Raw genomic sequence first — 17335 nt, 5'->3', positions numbered from 1 at the left:
TAGCGCAGGTCTCAGACGCCAACCACATCGCGGATACGCGCTTTGTAAGTTTCCAGCTTCTGTGGTGTCATCATGCGACGCTCATCATCCAGCACCACGCCACCTACATCATCAGCGATACGCTGAGCCGACTGCAGCATCAGCTTGAAGTTCTGATTCGCATCGCCATAAGAAGGCACCATCATGAAGATAGAGATGCCAGGCGTGCTGAAATCGGTCATCAGATCAGGATTGAACGAGCCCGGCTTAACCATATTGGCCAGACTGAACAATACCGGGCCGCTGCCAGCCGGACTGAGATGACGATGGAAAATGTTCATTTCACCAAACTGAAAGCCCGCCTGGAGAATACCCTGCAGTAGTGCCTCACCGTTCAGTTCACCGCCCGAATGTGCGGCAACATGCAGCACCAGTACCGCTTCTTTCGGTTTTTCCGCTGGCGCTTTAGCAGCAGGCTGTGCCGGCGCGGGCGCCGGTGTCACTTCAGGCTGCGGCTCAGGTTCTGCCTGGTACTGTGGTGCTGGCTGTACAGATTCCAGCGGGTCGAGATCCAGCAGCGGGTCGGCCTGAACGGGCGGCGCGACAAAAGTGGGTGCGGGCTGCTGACGAACCGGTTCAGGGCGCGACTTCGGAGCAGGCTGCGGTGCCGTGTTAAAAAGCGGGTCGCTTTCAGGTTCGGGTTGCGGTGCGGGTCGTGGCGCAGGCTGACGCACAGGCTCAGCGGGCGCAGGCTTACGCGGCGCTTCTGGCTGTGGCTCGCGAATCTCATCGAAACGCGGTTCCTGATGTACGTTGCGATCAGAACGAACGCGAACCTCGCCGACGCCATCATCCTCGTCGTCAATCAGGTCCTGCTCATCATTTTCATCACGTTGTTTTAGACGTTTGTGCGGGCGATCGCGGAACACTGACGAACGCTCTTTACGGCTGGTCCACAGCCCGTGAAGAAGGAGCGCTATAATGGCGATCGCGCCAACAACGATTAATATCAGACGCAAATCCTGCATCATTGTATTCTCTGTTGTTCCAATACCTTGCCACCGCGGCAAACTTTATCCTCTAACTGTATTTGCCCTGCTACACAAGTGCAAGTCTGTGCACTATTTTCTGACAAATAAGATAGGCAACCCACGCTTTTTCGCTGTTTTTTTACCCAAACGGCACCTGGCCTGGAGAAAAAGCCAGGTTATAGTGGGCGCGCCTTAACATCTTCAGGAGAACTGGCTTTATGGCCATTGAGAATTCCGTCTCAAATTTTAACGGCATGCACTACTTTAGCCAGGGCTGGAAACTGGTACGTCTGCCTGGCATTCGCCGCTTTGTGGTGATGCCGTTGCTGATCAATATCGTGATGCTGGGTGGCGCTTTCATCTGGCTTTTCTATCGTCTCGGTGACTGGATCCCGCGTCTGATGGCCCATATTCCGGACTGGCTGCAGTGGCTGAGCTATCTGTTATGGCCGCTGTCGGTGATTGCGATTGTGCTGGTGTTTAGCTACTTCTTTTCGACCCTGGCAAACTTAATTGCCGCTCCGTTTTGCGGCCTGCTGGCCGAGCAACTGGAAGGCCGCCTGACAGGCAAGCCCCTGCCGGACAGCGGCTGGGCTGGGATGATTAAGGATGTGCCACGCATCATGAAGCGCGAACTGCAAAAACTGGGTTATTACCTGCCTCGCGCGCTGGGACTGCTGCTGCTCTACTTTATTCCTGGCTTTGGCCAGACCGTTGCGCCGGTGCTGTGGTTCCTGTTCAGCGCCTGGATGTTGTCCATCCAGTATTGCGACTATCCGTTCGATAACCACAAAGTGCCGTTTCAGCAGATGCGCAACGCCCTGCGTCAGCACAAAACGGCCAATATGCAGTTTGGCGCGCTAATCAGTCTGTTCACCATGATCCCGGTTCTGAACCTGGTGATCATGCCGGTTGCCGTCTGCGGTGCCACCGCCATGTGGGTCGATCGCTACCGGCCAACGCTGGCACGTGATGAGTTGCGCTAAATTCATCAGTGCGCCTTATGCTCTTTTTAGCAGGGCTTATTGCCGGGCGACATATAGATATACGATTTCTTTCCTTCCGCCACCAGGCAGAAAAGGTATGCTCATAGGGTTCCCAATAATTCATACAGTTAAGGACAGGCTATGAGTAAGATCTATGAAGACAACTCTTTGACAATTGGTCATACGCCATTGGTTCGACTGAACCGCATCGGTAACGGCCGCATCCTTGCGAAAGTTGAATCCCGTAACCCGAGCTTCAGCGTAAAATGCCGTATCGGTGCCAATATGATTTGGGACGCAGAAAAACGCGGTATTCTGAAACCGGGTGTTGAACTGGTTGAACCGACCAGCGGCAACACCGGTATTGCTCTGGCCTATGTCGCCGCAGCGCGTGGTTATAAATTAACGCTGACGATGCCAGAAACCATGTCAGTGGAGCGCCGTAAGTTGCTGAAGGCGCTGGGCGCGACGCTGATATTGACCGAAGGCACCAAAGGCATGAAAGGTGCCATCAGCAAAGCTGAAGAGGTTGTTGCCAGCAATCCGGATAAATATGTGCTGCTGCAGCAGTTCAGCAACCCGGCCAACCCGGAAATCCATGAAAAGACCACCGGCCCGGAAATCTGGGAAGACACGGACGGCGAAGTGGATGTCTTTATTGCCGGTGTCGGCACCGGCGGTACGCTGACCGGCGTGAGCCGCTACATCAAAAACACCAAAGGCAAAAAAGATCTGATTACCGTCGCGGTTGAGCCGACCGATTCCCCGGTGATTGCTCAGGCGCTGGCGGGCGATGAGATCAAGCCCGGCCCACACAAAATTCAGGGTATCGGCGCAGGCTTTATCCCGGGCAACCTTGAGCTGAATCTGGTGGACCGCGTCGTGGCCATCACCAATGAAGAGGCGATCAGTACGGCGCGTCGGCTGATGGAAGAGGAAGGTATTCTGGCCGGTATCTCATCCGGTGCTGCCGTTGCCGCGGCGCTGAAGCTGCAGGAAGATGAAGCCTTCGCCAACAAAAATATTGTGGTGATCCTCCCCTCCTCCGGTGAACGCTATCTGAGTACCGCCCTGTTTGCCGATCTCTTCACTGAAAAAGAGCTTCAGTAGCAGAGGCCGATAGTCCGAAAATGGAGAAAAAAGCACCCAATCGGGTGCTTTTTTGTGGTGCAGATCTCACTTTCATCACCCGGCAGATTGATTTCAGTGACGCCGCTCTGGTATTTAGACTGCCAATTATTTCGATGCCTGAAATTAATCCGCGTTTGAAGTGGATCAAGCTGAATCGATTTACGGATTCAGTGAAACGGCGAATCACGGCATAATTAACCGGTGACGTGTAGAATCGGTTTTGAGACGCAACGGACTGTAGATTTGACGCATGCGCGTCTTTGGTCAGCATGAAGCTATACCCGCGCACCTACACAGGCTAAAGTAAAGGCTCCAGGCTAGACTTTAGATCCATAACACTCATCCTGATAACGTTGGGGAAATAGAATGTTCCAGCAAGAAGTTACCATTACTGCACCAAACGGTCTGCACACTCGCCCAGCTGCGCAATTCGTTAAAGAAGCCAAAGCTTTCCAGTCAGAAATTACCGTGACCTCTAACGGTAAATCAGCGAGCGCGAAGAGCCTGTTCAAGCTGCAGACACTGGGTTTAACCCAGGGAACGGTTGTGACCCTTTCCGCGGAAGGTGAAGACGAGCAGAAAGCAGTTGAGCATCTGGTCAAACTGATGGCTGAACTGGAGTAATCTCCGCTCAGCTCTCCAGCAAATCGACTCCTCTGCGCCATTGAGTGCAAACATCTTGATCGCGGACAACCTGTCCGCGTTATTGCTTTCGTAGAGTACGTGTCCCGCGACAATGGCACCGCACAGAGTCCCATCAGCCATCGTGATTAAAAGGTAGCGTTATGATTTCAGGCATTTTAGCATCACCAGGTATCGCTTTCGGCAAAGCACTGCTGCTGAAAGAAGACGAGATCGTCATCAACCGCAAGAAAATTTCTGATGACCAGGTTGAGCAGGAAGTTCAGCGCTTCCTCGATGGCCGCAGCAAAGCGGCATTACAACTGGAAGCGATTCGCGTCAAAGCGGGTGAAACCCTCGGTGAAGAGAAAGCAGCAATCTTCGAAGGCCACATTATGTTGCTGGAAGATGAAGAGCTGGAGCAGGAAATCATCGACCTGATCAAAAAAGATCACGCTTCTGCCGATGCTGCTGCTTACTCGGTCATCGATGGCCAGGCGAAAGCACTGGAGGAGTTAGATGACGAATATCTGAAAGAGCGTGCGGCTGACGTACGTGACATCGGTAAGCGTCTGCTGCAAAACATCCTCGGTCTGCATATCGTTGACCTGAGCGCTATTCCGGACGAATCCATTCTGGTGGCAAAAGATTTAACGCCGTCAGAAACCGCACAGCTGAACCTGAAGAAGGTGCTGGGCTTTATCACCGATCTGGGTGGCCGTACCTCACATACCTCAATCATGGCGCGCTCGCTGGAGATCCCAGCCATTGTCGGTACCGGCAATGTGACCGTCACGGTTAAAAATGGCGATTTCCTGATTCTGGATGGCGTTAACAATGCGATTCACGTCAATCCTTCAGAAGCGATTCAGGAAGAGCTGAAAGCCGTACAGAACCAGTATCTGTCGGAAAAACATGAATTAGCTAAGCTGAAAGATCTGCCAGCCGTTACGCTGGATGGTCATCAGGTTGAAGTCTGCGCCAACATCGGTACTGTGCGCGATATCGCCGGTGCTGAACGTAACGGCGCTGAAGGCGTGGGTCTCTACCGCACCGAATTCCTGTTTATGGATCGTGACTCACTGCCAAGCGAAGAAGAGCAGTTCCAGGCGTACAAAGCCGTCGCTGAAGCCATGGGTTCACAGGCCGTTATCGTGCGTACCATGGACATCGGCGGCGACAAAGATCTGCCTTACATGAACCTGCCAAAAGAAGAGAACCCGTTCCTCGGCTGGCGCGCTATCCGTATCGCCATGGACCGCAAAGAGATTCTGCATGCGCAGCTGCGTGCCATCCTGCGCGCCTCCTCTTTCGGTAAACTGCGCATCATGTTCCCGATGATTATTTCGGTTGAAGAAGTACGCAGCCTGAAAGCGGAACTGGAACTGCTGAAAGCGCAGTTGCGTGAAGAAGGTAAAGCCTTTGATGAGAGCATCGAAGTCGGCATCATGGTGGAAACCCCGGCTTCAGCCGTGATTGCTCATCATCTGGCGAAGGAAGTCGACTTCTTCAGTATTGGGACAAACGATCTGACGCAGTATACTCTGGCGGTCGATCGTGGTAATGATTTGATCTCGCACCTGTACAACCCAATGGCGCCGTCTGTGCTTAACTTAATCAAGCAAGTCATTGATGCATCTCACGCTGAAGGTAAATGGACCGGCATGTGTGGTGAGCTGGCAGGTGATGAACGTGCTACACTACTTTTACTGGGAATGGGGCTGGACGAGTTCAGCATGAGTGCCATTTCTATCCCTGGCATCAAGAAAATCATTCGTAATACTAATTTTGAAGATGCGAAGGCATTGGCGGAGCAGGCACTGGCTCAACCGACAGCGGAAGATTTAATGAACCTGGTAAACAAGTTCATTAAGGAAAAAACGCTCTGCTAATCCGCATGATGCTGGCCCCAAATTACTGCTTAGGAGAAGATCATGGGTTTGTTTTCTAAACTTTTTGGCGAAAAAACGGATAGCGCTGGGACAATTGACATCGTAGCGCCTCTGTCAGGCGAAATCGTGAACATTGAAGACGTACCAGATGTGGTGTTTGCAGAAAAAATCGTGGGCGACGGTATTGCGATCAAGCCCAGCGGCAACAAAATGGTTGCTCCTGTTGATGGCACTATCGGTAAGATTTTTGAAACCAATCACGCTTTTTCGATCGAATCAGACAATGGCATTGAGCTGTTCGTCCACTTCGGTATCGATACGGTAGAACTGAAAGGTGAAGGCTTCAAACGCATCGCTGAAGAAGGCCAGAAGGTCAAAAAAGGCGACGTGGTTATCGAGTTTGACCTGCCGTTGCTGGAAGAGAAAGCGAAATCAACCCTGACACCGGTTGTCATCTCCAACATGGATGAAATCAAGGAATTGATTAAGCTCACTGGCCAGGTCACCGTCGGCGAAACGCCGGTGATTCGCATCAGAAAGTAAGCATTCGTTCATAACATAACGGCACCCGCGGGTGCCGTTATCGTTTCTGCTGTATGCCTGTTCAGGGCTGCCAGTGCGGCAGACGCAGCGTCAGTTCCAGTCCGCCTTCTGGCCGGTTTCTTGCCTCAACCTCACCATGATGCGCCAGCACCACCTTGCGCACGATAGCCAGTCCCAGACCATAACCTTTGCCCATCAGCGGCGAATTCACCCGCACAAACGGGTCAAAGATGCTGGAGAGCTTATCCTCATCGACACCCGGCCCCTGATCGCGCACCTGAATCACCAGCCACTGCTGTTCTGCGCGCAGATGAACATCAATCCGCTGCCCTGGCTGAGAGAAGCGCAGCGCATTGCGTAATACATTCTCTGCTCCGCGCCGTATCAGCTCTGCATTGCCTCGCACGGTGTAATCAGCCCGATCGTCGACCTGCAACTCTACCTGCACGCCTGGGATCTGCGCTTCATAACGGACATCGGTAATAACCGCCTGCAGCAAGCCGGTCAGATCAAAATATTGCTCATCCGGGATGCTTTCATGCTCAGCCCGCGACAGTGTCAGCAGTTCACCGATCATCTTGTCCAGCCGACGCGCCTCTTCATCAATGCGATCAAGCGAACTGTTCACACTTTCTGGCGTCTGTCTGGCCAGCCCGGTCGCCAGCTGCAGTCGGGCCAGCGGTGAACGGAGCTCATGTGAGATATCATGCAACAGTTCTTCACGGGCGCGCACCAGGGTATCGAGCCGCTCGACCATAGCGTCAAAGGCTTCAGCGACGTTTGAGATCTCGTCGTGGCGCTTACGCATGATCGGAAACAGCCGCACGCTTAAATCGCCCTCAGCCACGCGGGAAAATCCTTCCCGCAGCTGACGCATAGGTCGCGTCAGATTCCAGGCCAGCAGCAGACTGAACAGCAATCCCACCGAGCCAGCGAAGACAAACATCGGCTCAGGAATATTCAGAAATTTGCGCGGCATCATGTTCAGCGTGCTGTCTTTACGCATGCCATCCAGGTCGTAGCGCAGCTGATAGGCTTTGCCATCCGCGCCGCGAACCCAGCGCACCACCTCTTCAGGAAAGCGCCCTCTGATATCCAGGTTGCCGCTGTTTTCTGATTGGGACGGCTTTGTCTGTTGGGTGACGTGGAAGAACTGCCGATCGCTGTTATCCCAGTCCGAGAGCATCGCATTCAGCGCATCAGGCCCGCCCCGCTCCAGCACGGACGCGGCGGAGGTCATCTGCAGATCCACAATACGACGGATAGCTACGAGTTCAGGCGGTTCATGCCGTTTACCGGAGAGCGTAAAGCCGAGCCAGATAAGCTGGCTCATAATGACGAAAACGATCCAGAAGCCGATAAAGATCTTCCAGAACATGCGTCCACGGTAACTCTGCTTCATCGAATACGGTAGCCGATGCTGCGAACGGTTTCGATGTTGATGCTGTCAGCGGTTAATGCACTGAGCTTCTGACGAATGTTACTGATATGCACATCGACGCTGCGGTCATAGGCTTCACGCGGACGACCGAGTCCCTTTTCGGAGAGCTCATCTTTTGACACCACTCTGTCCGGCGCACGCAGCAGCAGATCCAGCAGATTAAATTCCGACGCCGTCAGATCAAAGGTTTTACCCTGCCATTCGCTGATGCGGGTGGCGGGATTAAGCATCAGCTCTCCCCAGCGCAGCGGCTCTCTGGCGTCTGGCTGTGGCGCCTGCTCTTCGAAACGGCGCAATACGGCGCGCAGACGCGCCACCAGTTCACGGGGATAGCAGGGCTTGGGCATATAGTCATCCGCGCCCATCTCAAGACCGATCACGCGATCAATATTATCGCCTTTGGCGGTCAGCATAATCACTGGTATCCGGCTGTTCTGGCGCACCTGACGCAACACATCAATGCCGCTCATGTCAGGCAGCATAATGTCCAGGATCATGGCGGTGAACTCTCCCGATAACGCGCCCTGCACGCCAGCGCTGCCGGTCAGAACCAGCTGGGCATCAAACCCTTCCCCGATCAGGTACTGACTTAACATCGTGCCTAATTCAACATCATCATCAACAAGCAAAATTTTCATGATTATCTCTCTGGAGAATTGCCGCTATTTTGTCCTGTGCTGAACATTCGCGCAGCCTGATTTACGCGATCCTTACAGATTCAGTCTATCTGGCACTGAAAATTGGGGTTAAAAAAAGGCCTGTGGGCAGTAAATGCACGCACAGGCCTGATTCCGCATTGGCAGAGGTTACTGATGATAGAGTCCGGTAGAGAGATAACGGTCACCGCGATCGCAGGCGATCGCCACCACCACGCTGCCAGGATTGGCCTGCGCAATGCGCAGCGCACCCGCCACCGCGCCGCCTGAACTGACGCCACAGAAAATGCCTTCACGGCGTGCCAGCGCGCGCATCGTCTCTTCCGCTTCCTTTTGCGTCATATCCATTACATCATCGACCAGATCGGGACGATAGATCCCCGGCAGATAGGCCAGCGGCCAGCGACGAATACCCGGAATACTGCTGCCTTCGCTGGGCTGCAAACCGATCACCTGCACGCCCGTGTTGAGCTCTTTCAGATATCGTCCTACGCCGGTAATGGTGCCGGTGGTGCCCATGCTGGAGACAAAATGGGTCATGCGCTGGTTCGACTGCTGCCACAATTCCGGGCCGGTGGTCTGATAGTGACCCAGCGGATTATCGGGATTATTAAACTGGTCCAGCACCCGGCCTTCACCGCGCGCCGCCATCGCCTGCGCCAGATCGCGTGCGCCCTCCATGCCCTGTTCACGTGGCACCAGGATTAACTCTGCACCATAGGCGCGCATCGCGTCCTGCCGCTCCTGACTCATGTTGTCGGGCATCAGCAGGCGAAGTCGGTAGCCTTTCATCGCCGCGATCATCGCCAGCGCAATCCCGGTGTTGCCGCTGGTAGCTTCAATCAGCTGATCGCCAGGTGAAATATCACCACGCAGCTCTGCCTGATTGATCATCGACCAGGCCGCGCGATCTTTTACCGAACCTGCCGGATTATTGCCTTCCAGCTTGAGCCAGACCTCGCTGCCGTTGGCGGGCGTCAGGCGCTGCAACTTAATCAGCGGGGTATTGCCGATGGTATTTTCGAGAGTCGTCACGGTGCGGTTCCTGGCATCTTACAAACCAGATGCGAAAAAAAGGCGGGAGTGTCACTCCCGCCCGGTGTTGAAGAGAAAATATCAGGCGCTTTGTGCAAAGGCAACTGCGCGCAGTGGCGTATCGCCCTTATAGAGACGCGCCTGCTGCAAGCCAACAAACAGACGCTCGCCGCGAATCGGCGCTGTCTGCTCACCTTCAAACACCACCGAGACCGGCTCGCTTTGCCAGCCTGCAGGCTGGACGACCAGCTGCCAGAAGTGTCCACGCGGGCTCACCTCCAGTACCTGTACCGGCAGCGGGGTTTCCAGACTGCTGCGGCGTGACACGTCGATTTCCCACGGACGCAGGAACAGCTCAACCGCGCCCTGGTGGGCCGAGGTATAGCCCAGCGGCCAATGGTGCGCGCCAACGTGGAACTGTGATCCCTGAATCTCGCCATCAAAGCGGTTCACTTCACCCAGGAATTCCAGCACAAAACGGGTCGCCGGATCGCGCCACACATCATCTGGCGTGCCGACCTGTTCAATATTGCCCTGGCTCATCACCACCACGCGATCCGCCACTTCCATCGCCTCTTCCTGGTCGTGGGTGACAAACACACTGGTGAATTTCAGCTCTTCATGCAGCTGACGCAGCCAGCGGCGCAGCTCTTTACGCACCTGAGCATCCAGCGCGCCAAAGGGTTCATCCAGCAGCAGAATCTGCGGTTCAACCGCTAACGCACGCGCCAGCGCCACACGCTGTTTCTGGCCGCCCGACAGCTGTGCCGGGAAGCGATTCGCCAGATGAGCCAGCTGCACCATCTCCAGCAGACGGGTAACACGCTGTTTGATCTCCGCCGTTGAAGGACGCTCACGACGCGGCAGCACGGTCAGGCCAAAGGCGATGTTGTCGAATACCGTCATATGACGGAACAGCGCGTAGTGCTGGAAGACAAAACCGACCTGACGATCGCGCGCATGCAGGCGGCTGACATCGTTGCCATGAAAACGGATATGACCGCTGTTCTGATGCTCCAGCCCGGCAATAATGCGCAGCAGCGTGGTTTTACCCGAGCCTGATGGGCCAAGCAGCGCCACCATTTCACCCGAGGCAATATCCAGAGAGATATCGTTCAGCACCGATGTGCGACCAAAGGATTTGTTGATCTTGTTAATCTCAATGCTCATGATTTCCCTCCTGTTGCAGGCGTTTGTGCTGTTGCTCTAAACGCCACTGCACAATACTTTTCAGAAACAGCGTCACAATTGCCATCAGGGTTAACAGGGCGGCAGCGGTAAACGCGCCAACGGTGTTGTAGTCCTGATGCAATAATTCAACCTGAAGCGGTAACGTGTAGGTCTCACCGCGAATCGATCCCGATACCACCGAGACCGCACCAAATTCACCAATCGCACGGGCGTTGGTCAGCACGATGCCATACAGCAGCGCCCAGCGAATGTTCGGCAGCGTTACGCGGCGGAACATCTGCCAGCCAGAGGCGCCCAGCAGCACCGCCGCTTCATCTTCGTGACTGCCCTGACTCAGCATCACCGGCACCAGTTCGCGCACCACAAACGGACAGGTCACAAACACCGTCGCCAGCACCATGCCAGGCCAGGCAAACATAATCTGGATGTTATGCGCATCCAGCCAGCCGCCTGCCGGGCCATTAACGCCCCAGAACAGCAGATACATCAGACCGGCCACGACCGGCGACACGGCAAAAGGAATATCGAACAGGGTCAGCAGCAACTGACGCCCCGGAAAGGTAAAGCGCGTCACCAGCCAGGCGAGCAGCGTGCCGAACACCAGGTTAACCGGTACGGTGATCAGCGCCACCATCACGGTCAGCCAGATGGCATGCAGCATGTCCGGATCCGCCAGATTGCTGAGGGCGACAATGAGCCCCTGATTCAGCGCTTCCCAGAAGATGGAGGCCATCGGCACCACCAGCAGCAGAATCGAGATCAGCGCGCCGATACTAATCAGCAGCCACTTGCCCCAGTTCACTGGCTGACGTGCAGCGTGATTAATCTGTGAAACCTCAGCCATTAGTGACCTCCCAGACGACGGCCAAAGCGGCTCTGTAATGTGTTAATCGCAAATAACAGAATCAGCGATGCCGCCAGGATCACCGAGGCGATGGCGCTGGCCGCCGGATAGTCGAACTCCTGCAGCCGGACAAAAATCATCAGCGAGGTGACTTCCGTTTTCCAGGCGATGTTACCGGCAATAAAGATCACCGCACCAAATTCACCCAGGCTGCGGGTAAAGGAGAGCGCCGTTCCGGCCAGCAGCGCCGGTGCCACTTCCGGCAACACGACGCGGCGGAAGCTCTGCCACGGCGTGGCACCCAGCGTTTCGGCCGCCTCTTCATACTCCGGGCCTAACTCTTCCAGCACCGGCTGTACGGTACGCACCACAAACGGAATGCTGGTAAAGGCCATGGCGATGGCGATACCAATCCAGGTGTAAGAGATTTTGATGTCGAACTGAGCGAACCACTGTCCATACCAGCCGTTGACCGAAAAGAGTCCGGCCAGGGTCAGACCCGCCACCGCCGTAGGCAGTGCAAACGGCAGATCCATCAGGCCATCCAGCAGCGTCCGGCCCGGAAAACGGTAACGGGTCAGGATCCATGCCATCAGCATGCCGAACACCGCATTAAACAGTGAGGCGACGCCTGCAGAGAGCAGCGTTACTTTATAGGCGGCAATCAGCTGCGGATTGGTCACCACATCCCAGTACTGTTGCAGCGTCATCTGCGACAGTTGCATGATCACCGCGCTGATAGGCAGCAGCAGAATCAGACAGGTAAAGAGCAGACTGGTGCCGAGGCTGAGACCAAAGCCGGGCAACACGCGTTTCTGGCTGGCTGCAAACATTATCCGCGCCCCGCCGCTAACAACTTATCAAGCTCACCGCCGCTGACGAAGTGCGTCTTCATCACCTTATCCCAGCCGCCAAACGCCTCTTCCACCCGGAACAGGTTGGTCTGCGGGAAGCGATCTTTCTGCTCCGCCATCAGCTGTGCATTGTTCACGCGATAGTAGTAGTGAGTAATAATATTCTGCGCTTCAGGCGTGTAGAGATAGTTCAGATAAGCGCTGGCCGCATCAGCGGTTTTATTGGTGGTGACGTTTTTATCCACCCATGCCACCGGAAACTCCGCCAGAATGTTGGTTTTCGGCACCACCACTTCATACTCATCTTTGCCGTACTGGTTGCGGATGTTATTCACTTCGGACTCAAAGCTAATTAATACGTCGCCCAGGCCACGCTCAGCAAAGGTCGTGGTCGCACCGCGACCGCCGGTGTCGAACACTTCAACGTTTTTCAGGAATTGCGTCATAAAGGCACGGGTTTTGGCCTGATCGCCCCCGTCCGCTTTCTCCGCTGCGCCCCAGGCGGCCAGATAGGTGTAGCGGCCATTCCCGGAGGTTTTCGGATTCGGGAAAATCAGCTTCACATCACTGCGGGTCAAATCTGACCAGTCGTGAATCTGTTTTGGATTTCCTTTGCGCACCAGAAACGCCATGGTGGAGTAGAAAGGCGAGCTGTTATTCGGCAGACGGCTTTTCCAGTCTGCGGCAATCAGGTTGCCTTTATCGTGCAGCACCTGCACATCCGTAACCTGATTGTACGTGACGACATCCGCGCGCAGTCCCTGCAGGATTGCCAGCGCCTGCTTCGATGAACCGGCGTGCGACATCTTAATGGTCAGTGGATCGCTGGGATGGCTGGCATCCCACTGCTTAACGAAGGGAGCATTCAGGGCGACAAACAGCTCCCGCGAAACATCGTAAGAGCTATTGAGGAGTTCAGTGGCATTGGCTGCGCCGGCCAGGCTCAGCGACAACGCGATACCGCTCACGATTTTTTTCATCGCTTGTAATGTCATTTGGCACCCTGAAAAAGTTTGATGCGGATCTCACCCGCTGAGGCACCAGTTTATTTATAACTCAGTGAAAACCAGTAACGGTTTTATATATCGTTTGATGATTTCAAAGTCGAAAAAAGCATAAGACGACGGCACTGTTTATGCAGAAATCAGCAAAAGCCGATGGGTAGGAGGAACCCCGTGCCGTGCGCGCCGGCAAAGGTTTTGAGAGGCTCAGCGGCCGCCTGACGGGCGGCGCGCTGAAGACGAGGGATTAACGCTGCCAGACAATCTTGCTGATTTTCCAGCTTTTCAGCGTATCGTCCGAGGGCATTAATCCCTCCGGTCCATGCCAGTCACCCTGATAAACATAGGTCAGATGCTGACTGCCAGGCGCACGGCATGCCACGTCACGCGCATCGGTGCCGCTGGCTAAGGTGCAGTTGTCGAAGGCTTTGCTGAACTTATTACTGAAGAGATCACCCACTTTGCTGCCATCGCTGCTGGCGATTGCGCTGTCCATGACCTCAATACGTTCGACCTGCGACTGCCCGTAAATCACCAGCTTAACGTTGCCATCATCCAGCGCCTGCCAGAAAGAGACCACCTGACCATTCTGGCTGCGCATGCCCTGACGCAGGCTATAGTCACCGTTCAGTCCGGCATTAATCGCGTCCTCTTTCATGGCGGTCAAGGCAGTTAACCCACCCACACCCTGTTCTGTCGCGGTCAGCGAGGAACCGAACCAGTTCCACGGCAGCGCCGAAGACCAGTGATACGTCAGCGGATTCCACCAGCTTGCCTGCTGGCTGCTGTCAGCGCCGGAACCCGAACTGGCACAGCCGCTCAGTACAACGGCGGCGATCAGTAGCGTGGAACGAACAGCTTTCATGAGAACTCCTGTAAATGCGATGCCGGAAAGGCGGAACTGATTGGAGTCGCAAAGCGACAAAAAGTTTAGTGAAGATGATGTTCGGGCAGAAAGCAGTCGCGACAGCGGCGACTGGATTGCAGCCAGATCAGCGCCAGCAGGTCAAACAACGTCAGCAGCAATGGCAGCGGTGAGGTGAGCAGATCGCCCTGCACAAACTGCATTCCCTGCCAGAGCAGATTCACCAGCAGCGACAGCGCCAGCACGCTGCGCCAGTGCTGCCAGAGTCGCGGCAGGCGGGTGCGATAGCCAGTCAGCAGCAGGCCTGCCAGCGCCGGTAAACCCAGCGCAAGGCCGATCCAGAACGCCTGACGATCCGGATAGAACAGCGCCAGCAGATCGTTGCCCTGCTGCCGTGACGCCCCGGCCATTACCAACAGCAGCCAGGTCCGTGCCTGGAGTAACAGGATCAGCCAAAAAAGAAACGGCAGCCGCAGCTGCCCTCTGGCGTCATACTCGTCCGGCAGATAGCCCGGTGACGGCTTAGTATTCACGATCTTCGATCAAACGTTTACCAAACAGCAGCGCATCGACCGGCTCATAATCAAGCTTCTCATAGAACGCCACTACCTGATCATTCTCTTCGCGGATCATCAGATGCAGTTTCGGACAGCCGCGCGCGATAAGCTTCTTCTCCAGACGGTTCATCAGCGCATTCGCAAAGCCGCGTCCCTGATAGTCGGGATGCACGGCCAGATAGTAAGCCGCGCCGCGATGGCCATCATAGCCGCCCATCAGTGTGCCCACGACCACGCCGCCCACTTCAGCGACCAGAAAGAGATCGGGGTCGTGATTCATTTTGCGTTCGATATCCAGCTCAGGATCGTTCCATGGCCGTAACAAATCGCAACGTTCCCATAAGGTGATCACTTCTTCAAAATCTTCCTGGCGGAAGGCGCGGATTTCCATCTTCTTTACCTGCAAATAAGCACAATTTGCTGATTATCACGCATTCTCTGCCGCACGCAACCCTCCATGACGGGCGACAAATAAAAAAGCGCAAATTTACTGTTCGCGACCTGCAATACAAAGTAATGCCCTGAAATGGTTCTGTGATCGCAGGCAGCAGCCCCTTAGGCTATAACACCGGCAAGATTCCTGTTACCGGACCCGCACATGCACCTGCTTAAACGTTTGATTCATCGCCGTCAGTTACTGCTTTCCGGGCTGGCTCTGGCCATTTTATCGCCGCGCGCGGTTCAGGCTAAAGAGCAGTCTGCGCTTACTGGTGCAAATCGTCACTCGCGCCCTGCCCCGCCCACTAAGAACGGGAAACGTATCGTGATGATCGACCCCGGTCACGGCGGCATCGACTCTGGTGCCGTTGGCGAAGAGGGTTCCGAAGAGAAACACATCGTGCTGGAGATTGCCGGCAACGTGCAGCGTCAGTTACAGAGCCATCCGCGCATAGAAGTGCGTCTGACCCGCGACAGCGACCACTTTATTCCGCTCTATCAGCGGGTGGAGATTGCCCACCAGCACGGCGCCGATCTCTTTATGTCGATTCATGCCGACGGTTTTACCAGTCCCGATGCCAGCGGTGCCTCGGTGTTTGCGCTCTCTAATCGCGGTGCCAGCAGCTCGATGGCGCGCTATCTGTCACAGCGGGAGAACGATGCGGACAAGCTGGGTGGCGTGAAAGCGCAGCAGCAGGATCACTATCTGCAGCAGATTCTGTTCGATCTGGTGCAGACGGACACCATCAAAAACAGCCTGACGCTGGGCAAGCATGTACTGGATCAGATCCGCCCGGTTCATCATCTTCACAGCCAGCACACCGAGCAGGCGGCCTTCGCAGTACTCAAGTCACCGTCGATCCCCTCGGTGCTGGTCGAAACCTCCTTTATTACTAATCCGCGTGAAGAGCAGCTGCTCGGCACCACCGCGTTTCGTCAGAAAATCGCCTCGGCTATTGCCAGCGGCATCGTCAATTACTTTGATGAGTTTGATCGGCGCAACGCCTGATGCGTGTCGCCGGTTCAGGCCGTGCGACTCGCCGCACTCATGCAAGCGGCGCGGTTTTGCGTATAATCGCGTCAGACTTTGACAAACCATAAGCGAAAAAATGGCTGATATTTCCCGCGTAAAAGCGTTCCTGCTCGCATTGCAGGATGAGATTTGTAACCAGCTGGCGGCTGAAGATGGCGGCGCAGCGTTTGCTGAAGATAGCTGGCAGCGTCCTGGCGGCGGCGGCGGTCAGAGCCGCGTGCTGCGCAACGGCGCGGTGTTTGAGCAGGCGGGCGTCAACTTTTCGCACGTGCATGGCGATCAGATGCCGGCATCCGCCACTGCACACCGGCCGGAGCTGGCGGGTCGCAGCTTTGAAGCGATGGGCGTGTCGCTGGTGATCCACCCGAACAATCCCTATGTACCTACCAGCCACGCCAACGTGCGCTTTTTTATCGCGGAGAAACCGGGTGCCGATCCGGTCTGGTGGTTTGGTGGCGGATTTGACCTGACCCCTTTTTATGGCTTCGAAGAAGATGCGCTGCACTGGCACCAGACCGCCGCTGACCTCTGCCAGCCTTTTGGCGAGGATGTCTATCCGCGCTATAAAAAGTGGTGTGATGACTATTTCTATCTGAAGCATCGTGATGAGCAGCGCGGCATTGGCGGCCTGTTTTTTGACGATCTCAATACGCCCGACTTTGAGCAGAGCTTCAGCTTCATGCAGGCGGTTGGCCGCGGCTTTATGGATGCCTATCGGCCGATTGTGGCGCGCCGTAAAGCGCACCCGTGGGGCGATCGTGAGCGTCAGTTCCAGCTCTACCGCCGTGGCCGCTATGTGGAGTTTAATCTGGTGTGGGACCGCGGCACGCTGTTTGGTCTGCAGACCGGCGGTCGCACTGAATCGATCCTGATGTCGATGCCCCCGCTGGTGCGCTGGGAATATGATTATCAGCCCGATGCCGACTCACCTGAAGCCGCCCTCTATCGCGATTTCCTGCCGGTGAAGAACTGGCTGAATCTGCCAGTCTGATCGTTTCTGCCGCTGCAGCGCGCGTCTCAACCCGCTGCAGCGCGCGTCTCAACCCGCGCTGCGCTTACCTCTCGCCTGATCGGCCTCTTCTTTTTTACAGGGCACAGATTGCTACAGTGTGGCCTGCGTCATTCCTCCTGACTGCTATGCTTAAGGATGGAATATGGCGCACCCCACGGTTAACACCGCATGACGGCTCCTTCGCACCGCCTCGCAGCGCAACAATCAGAGAAACCGCATTTTCAT

The 17335-nt window shown here is 55.4% G+C and carries 18 protein-coding genes; 7 read left to right on the top strand and 11 right to left on the bottom strand.

Annotation, left to right across the window (positions count from 1 at the left end; translation table 11 throughout):
* Positions 1-11: 11 nt before the first annotated feature.
* Positions 12-1010 (bottom strand): cell division protein ZipA, encoded by a 999-nt coding sequence (gene zipA, locus OK412_RS00875; protein WP_207091446.1) that lies wholly within the window; start codon positions 1008-1010, stop codon positions 12-14.
* A gap of 218 nt (positions 1011-1228) precedes the next feature.
* Between zipA and cysZ the strand changes: the two genes are divergently transcribed.
* The 5 genes from cysZ to crr all read left to right on the top strand — a co-directional run bounded on the left by cysZ (position 1229) and on the right by crr (position 6183).
* Positions 1229-1996 carry a sulfate transporter CysZ gene (gene cysZ / locus OK412_RS00870; RefSeq protein WP_264352581.1) on the top strand — a complete coding sequence of 256 codons (768 nt, stop codon included), beginning with the start codon at positions 1229-1231 and terminating at the stop codon, positions 1994-1996.
* Between the two features lie 141 nt (positions 1997-2137).
* Positions 2138-3106: a cysteine synthase A gene (gene cysK / locus OK412_RS00865; protein WP_010671366.1), complete on the top strand. Its 969-nt coding sequence runs from the start codon at positions 2138-2140 to the stop codon at positions 3104-3106.
* A 387-nt stretch (positions 3107-3493) separates the two neighbouring features.
* Positions 3494-3751 (top strand): phosphocarrier protein Hpr, encoded by a 258-nt coding sequence (gene ptsH, locus OK412_RS00860; protein ID WP_003848868.1) that lies wholly within the window; start codon positions 3494-3496, stop codon positions 3749-3751.
* 161 nt (positions 3752-3912) lie between these two features.
* Positions 3913-5640: a phosphoenolpyruvate-protein phosphotransferase PtsI gene (ptsI, locus tag OK412_RS00855; RefSeq protein ID WP_010259908.1), complete on the top strand. Its 1728-nt coding sequence runs from the start codon at positions 3913-3915 to the stop codon at positions 5638-5640.
* Positions 5641-5682: 42 nt separating this feature from the next.
* The gene (gene crr / locus OK412_RS00850; protein ID WP_010259911.1) at positions 5683-6183 is read left to right on the top strand and encodes a PTS glucose transporter subunit IIA; all 501 of its coding nucleotides are present in this window, start codon (positions 5683-5685) and stop codon (positions 6181-6183) included.
* A 61-nt stretch (positions 6184-6244) separates the two neighbouring features.
* Here crr and OK412_RS00845 read toward each other — a convergent pair whose 3' ends face one another.
* The 10 genes from OK412_RS00845 to OK412_RS00800 all read right to left on the bottom strand — a co-directional run bounded on the left by OK412_RS00845 (position 6245) and on the right by OK412_RS00800 (position 15018).
* Positions 6245-7585, bottom strand: coding sequence for an ATP-binding protein (locus tag OK412_RS00845; RefSeq protein ID WP_010259915.1), 1341 nt, complete (start codon positions 7583-7585; stop codon positions 6245-6247).
* A complete protein-coding gene (locus OK412_RS00840; protein WP_010671364.1) occupies positions 7582-8262 on the bottom strand; it encodes a response regulator transcription factor in 681 nt (226 codons plus the stop codon). Before OK412_RS00840 ends, OK412_RS00845 begins: the two co-directional genes overlap by 4 nt.
* A gap of 168 nt (positions 8263-8430) precedes the next feature.
* A complete protein-coding gene (gene cysM, locus OK412_RS00835) occupies positions 8431-9315 on the bottom strand; it encodes a cysteine synthase CysM (protein ID WP_033772372.1) in 885 nt (294 codons plus the stop codon).
* 81 nt (positions 9316-9396) lie between these two features.
* On the bottom strand, positions 9397-10485 hold the full coding sequence (gene cysA / locus OK412_RS00830) for a sulfate/thiosulfate ABC transporter ATP-binding protein CysA (RefSeq protein ID WP_010259925.1): 1089 nt from the start codon (positions 10483-10485) through the stop codon (positions 9397-9399).
* The gene (cysW, locus tag OK412_RS00825; RefSeq protein WP_010259929.1) at positions 10475-11350 is read right to left on the bottom strand and encodes a sulfate/thiosulfate ABC transporter permease CysW; all 876 of its coding nucleotides are present in this window, start codon (positions 11348-11350) and stop codon (positions 10475-10477) included. The genes cysA and cysW overlap by 11 nt, the downstream gene beginning before the upstream one ends.
* Complete coding sequence (gene cysT, locus OK412_RS00820; protein WP_010259932.1) at positions 11350-12183, bottom strand: sulfate/thiosulfate ABC transporter permease CysT; 834 nt, start codon at positions 12181-12183, stop codon at positions 11350-11352. The genes cysW and cysT overlap by 1 nt, the downstream gene beginning before the upstream one ends.
* On the bottom strand, positions 12183-13199 hold the full coding sequence (locus tag OK412_RS00815; protein ID WP_192072746.1) for a sulfate ABC transporter substrate-binding protein: 1017 nt from the start codon (positions 13197-13199) through the stop codon (positions 12183-12185). The genes cysT and OK412_RS00815 overlap by 1 nt, the downstream gene beginning before the upstream one ends.
* 253 nt (positions 13200-13452) lie before the next feature.
* Positions 13453-14070: an RpoE-regulated lipoprotein gene (locus OK412_RS00810; protein ID WP_264352580.1), complete on the bottom strand. Its 618-nt coding sequence runs from the start codon at positions 14068-14070 to the stop codon at positions 13453-13455.
* Positions 14071-14135: 65 nt separating this feature from the next.
* The gene (locus OK412_RS00805; protein ID WP_010259942.1) at positions 14136-14603 is read right to left on the bottom strand and encodes a DUF2919 family protein; all 468 of its coding nucleotides are present in this window, start codon (positions 14601-14603) and stop codon (positions 14136-14138) included.
* Positions 14593-15018 (bottom strand): GNAT family acetyltransferase, encoded by a 426-nt coding sequence (locus OK412_RS00800; protein WP_003848834.1) that lies wholly within the window; start codon positions 15016-15018, stop codon positions 14593-14595. Before OK412_RS00800 ends, OK412_RS00805 begins: the two co-directional genes overlap by 11 nt.
* A 207-nt stretch (positions 15019-15225) precedes the next feature.
* Here OK412_RS00800 and amiA point away from each other — a divergent pair, with 207 nt between their 5' ends.
* Positions 15226-16074 carry an N-acetylmuramoyl-L-alanine amidase AmiA gene (gene amiA / locus OK412_RS00795; protein ID WP_061703712.1) on the top strand — a complete coding sequence of 283 codons (849 nt, stop codon included), beginning with the start codon at positions 15226-15228 and terminating at the stop codon, positions 16072-16074.
* Positions 16075-16174: 100 nt separating this feature from the next.
* Complete coding sequence (hemF, locus tag OK412_RS00790; RefSeq protein ID WP_010259951.1) at positions 16175-17089, top strand: oxygen-dependent coproporphyrinogen oxidase; 915 nt, start codon at positions 16175-16177, stop codon at positions 17087-17089.
* Positions 17090-17335 lie beyond the last annotated feature (246 nt).

The sequence above is a fragment of the Pantoea sp. JV6 genome, from assembly GCF_025910055.1.
In the GTDB taxonomy this organism is placed as follows: Bacteria; Pseudomonadota; Gammaproteobacteria; order Enterobacterales; family Enterobacteriaceae; genus Pantoea; species Pantoea agglomerans.
The sequence above is the reverse complement of the archived record's forward strand: the minus strand, read 5'-3'. Positions and strand labels throughout refer to the sequence as shown.

Excerpts from the sequence above, each read along its gene's own strand:
- amiA (WP_061703712.1), top strand. The coding sequence starts at position 15,226 with ATGCACCTGCTTAAACGTTTGATTCATCGCCGTCAGTTACTGCTTTCC.
- cysZ (WP_264352581.1), top strand. The coding sequence starts at position 1,229 with ATGGCCATTGAGAATTCCGTCTCAAATTTTAACGGCATGCACTACTTT.
- OK412_RS00845 (WP_010259915.1), bottom strand. The coding sequence starts at position 7,585 with ATGAAGCAGAGTTACCGTGGACGCATGTTCTGGAAGATCTTTATCGGC.
- ptsI (WP_010259908.1), top strand. The coding sequence starts at position 3,913 with ATGATTTCAGGCATTTTAGCATCACCAGGTATCGCTTTCGGCAAAGCA.
- OK412_RS00815 (WP_192072746.1), bottom strand. The coding sequence starts at position 13,199 with ATGACATTACAAGCGATGAAAAAAATCGTGAGCGGTATCGCGTTGTCG.
- cysW (WP_010259929.1), bottom strand. The coding sequence starts at position 11,350 with ATGGCTGAGGTTTCACAGATTAATCACGCTGCACGTCAGCCAGTGAAC.
- cysK (WP_010671366.1), top strand. The coding sequence starts at position 2,138 with ATGAGTAAGATCTATGAAGACAACTCTTTGACAATTGGTCATACGCCA.
- hemF (WP_010259951.1), top strand. The coding sequence starts at position 16,175 with ATGGCTGATATTTCCCGCGTAAAAGCGTTCCTGCTCGCATTGCAGGAT.
- OK412_RS00800 (WP_003848834.1), bottom strand. The coding sequence starts at position 15,018 with ATGGAAATCCGCGCCTTCCGCCAGGAAGATTTTGAAGAAGTGATCACC.
- zipA (WP_207091446.1), bottom strand. The coding sequence starts at position 1,010 with ATGATGCAGGATTTGCGTCTGATATTAATCGTTGTTGGCGCGATCGCC.
- OK412_RS00840 (WP_010671364.1), bottom strand. The coding sequence starts at position 8,262 with ATGAAAATTTTGCTTGTTGATGATGATGTTGAATTAGGCACGATGTTA.
- crr (WP_010259911.1), top strand. The coding sequence starts at position 5,683 with ATGGGTTTGTTTTCTAAACTTTTTGGCGAAAAAACGGATAGCGCTGGG.
- cysA (WP_010259925.1), bottom strand. The coding sequence starts at position 10,485 with ATGAGCATTGAGATTAACAAGATCAACAAATCCTTTGGTCGCACATCG.
- OK412_RS00810 (WP_264352580.1), bottom strand. The coding sequence starts at position 14,070 with ATGAAAGCTGTTCGTTCCACGCTACTGATCGCCGCCGTTGTACTGAGC.
- cysT (WP_010259932.1), bottom strand. The coding sequence starts at position 12,183 with ATGTTTGCAGCCAGCCAGAAACGCGTGTTGCCCGGCTTTGGTCTCAGC.
- ptsH (WP_003848868.1), top strand. The coding sequence starts at position 3,494 with ATGTTCCAGCAAGAAGTTACCATTACTGCACCAAACGGTCTGCACACT.